This is a genomic window from Moorena sp. SIO2C4, from assembly GCF_010672485.1.
Taxonomy (GTDB): Bacteria; Cyanobacteriota; Cyanobacteriia; order Cyanobacteriales; family Coleofasciculaceae; genus Moorena; species Moorena producens.
In genome coordinates this window covers 1-2,396 of the sequence record NZ_JAAHGN010001113.1, presented here as the reverse complement: position 1 = coordinate 2,396, position 2,396 = coordinate 1, and the positions used below count along the sequence as shown (strand labels likewise).

The window sequence follows — 2,396 nt, the reverse complement described above, 5'->3', positions numbered from 1 at the left end:
CATCTTCTCCATAGCGCTGCACTATCTCAGCTAGCACCTGCATCTGAGTGCTGTTGACAATCCCGTTGGGTGTCCGCATCCGTAGCATGAACTTGCCTGGAGTGACAGGTCGATAAAAGACACCCATCCACTTCAGCCGATGCTGTAGGTCATCTGGATCTATTGCTTCCCAGCCAATTCTAGCAAACTCTTCTATTTGTTCTTTAATGGCAAGACCATCTTTCTCTGCCTTGAATTTCTCAAATTTGTTTAGTTTTGCGGCTGGCTTAGCTGCGCTGGTCATAGCTGTTCCCTCGTTGCCTTTTGCTCAATTGCCAGAAGTTTTGTCCAGAGCCTCTGATGTCACTACTCTTGATGTCGATAAATTAATTTAAAGTAATACTAATATTTTGTATATTTTGTTACTGAATACTAATTTTAATTAAAAAAATGCATAAATTAAATGCACAAATTGCATTATAAAGTTATATCAAGTCTGCCCCTGCTCCAGAAGCTCCCCTGCACCCGAAGCTTCCCTGCTGTCATAACCATGGCATTCAAAGGAAGACCAGCTTACTCCCAATCCTGACTGGACAGGGGTAGTCTAACGGTAAACACAGTACCGACACCAACCTGGCTATCTACCAAAATTTGACCACGGTGCTGCTCTACACTCTTTTTAACAATCGATAATCCTAGACCTGTACCAGGAATATCCCCAACATTGCTAGCTCGCTGGAAAGGTTCAAACAGCTGGGAAAGCTCTTGTTCGGGAATACCAATTCCCGAGTCTTTAATTTGAAAAATTGCCCAGTTACCTTCCACGGTTAACTGAAACTTTACCGTTCCCCCTTCAGGAGAATACTTAATCCCATTGGATAGCAAGTTATTGAAAATATATCTGAGGAGTTGGGTATCCATATAGGCATCAGGAATATTACCTTGAGAAGTCAAAATAATCCTATGGCTCCCCTCGGTAGCCAACTGCATCTGCTCTATCAAATCAGAGCATAATTCTACTAGGTTAATTGGAGTTGGGTTAAAATTTAGCTTGTTTCCTTCTGCTTTTTCAATAAAGAGGATTTCATCCAAGAGTTGTCTCATATCTTGGATAGAGCCTTTAATTTGCTCAAAATACTTGCGATGTTTATCCTTGACCAAATCTTTGCTATAACGTTCTAACAATTCAGTAGCTAGGAGAACTTTACTCAGAGGTGTACGACATTCGTGGGAAACAATAGAGACAAAGCTAGATTTTTGTTCTCTAAGCTCCTGTTCTATTACTAGTGCTTGACGGATTTTTGTTTCTGCTTGGAAGCGAGAAAGGGCAATTTCAATGGTAACTCGCAGTTCTTCTTCCTCAAATGGTTTCAGGAGGTAACCAAACGGTTGGGTTATCTTAGCTCTTTCTAGGGTGATATCATCACTATAGGCCGTCAAATAGACCACTGGGATATTCCATTTTGTCCTAATCAGTCTGGCAGCAGTCACTCCATCTATTTCCCCTTTCAGACGAATATCCATCAGGATTAAATCCGGTTGAATTTCCTCAGCTTTTATAACTGCTTCTTCTCCAGATACAGCCACAGCAGGAACCATGTACCCTAGGAGTTTGAGGCTATTCTTGATATCCATAGCCACAAGGGTTTCATCTTCAACAACTAGGATTTTTTTCTTGGTCATGCTCGACTTGCCCTAGAGATCCAGTGAATGGGGAAACTTTATTTCTAATCTAGTGCCTTGGCTACAGTCAAGGATGATGTTACCCCCCAGTTGTGCAGTCAAGTTACGAACAATACTCAAACCAAGGGATTTAGTGGATTGAAAGTCTAAATTGTCCGGTAAACCAATACCATTATCACTTACCTTCAGGATTAGCTGACCCTGTTGATCTGAACTTAGACTGATTTCCATCTTACCCTCTTGATTTTCAGGAAAGGCATATTTGAGTGAATTAGACACCAATTCATTGATGATTAGCCCACAGGGAATAGCTACATCAATGGTCAAGGGAGCTGTGGTAACTTCGATATTGAGGGCGATTGTCTGTGGGTTAATGCCGTAGGAACGGAACAAGTTATTGGTTAAGGTTTGAATGTATTTTCCGAAATTAATCTGGGCTAAATTTGGCGATTGATACAGCTGCTGGTGAATCAGAGCCATAGATTGAACCCGATGCTGGGAATCTTTGAACAAACTTAATGCTTGTGGCTCTTCAACTTTCCTTGACTGTAGTCGGAGTAGGCTAGAAATAATTTGCAGGTTATTTTTGACCCGGTGATGAATTTCTTTGAGCAAAACCTCTTTTTCGGTTAGAGAGGCTCTCACCTGATTTTCTGCTTGCTTGCGTTCGGTGATATCTACAATTTGATACAGAAATTTTCGGGGGTTACCTTGAGCATCCCTGACTAAAACTG

The 2,396-nt window shown here is 41.4% G+C and carries 3 protein-coding genes; all 3 read right to left on the bottom strand.

Translation table 11 applies throughout. From position 1 onward, the window contains the following. On the bottom strand, nucleotides 1-283 hold a 283-nt coding region (locus F6K20_RS34375), incomplete at its 3' end, for a ferredoxin-like domain-containing protein (RefSeq protein WP_502708914.1). 269 nt (nucleotides 284-552) lie between these two features. Beyond that, entirely contained in the window at nucleotides 553-1,662 is a 1,110-nt protein-coding gene (locus tag F6K20_RS34370; RefSeq protein WP_071103804.1) for a hybrid sensor histidine kinase/response regulator, read from the bottom strand. 12 nt (nucleotides 1,663-1,674) lie between these two features. After that, on the bottom strand, nucleotides 1,675-2,396 hold a 722-nt coding region (locus tag F6K20_RS34365; protein ID WP_287297786.1), incomplete at its 5' end, for a sensor histidine kinase.

Bases quoted from the DNA above. Each gene is read 5' to 3' on its own strand.
- F6K20_RS34370 (WP_071103804.1), bottom strand. From the start codon at position 1,662: ATGACCAAGAAAAAAATCCTAGTTGTTGAAGATGAAACCCTTGTGGCT.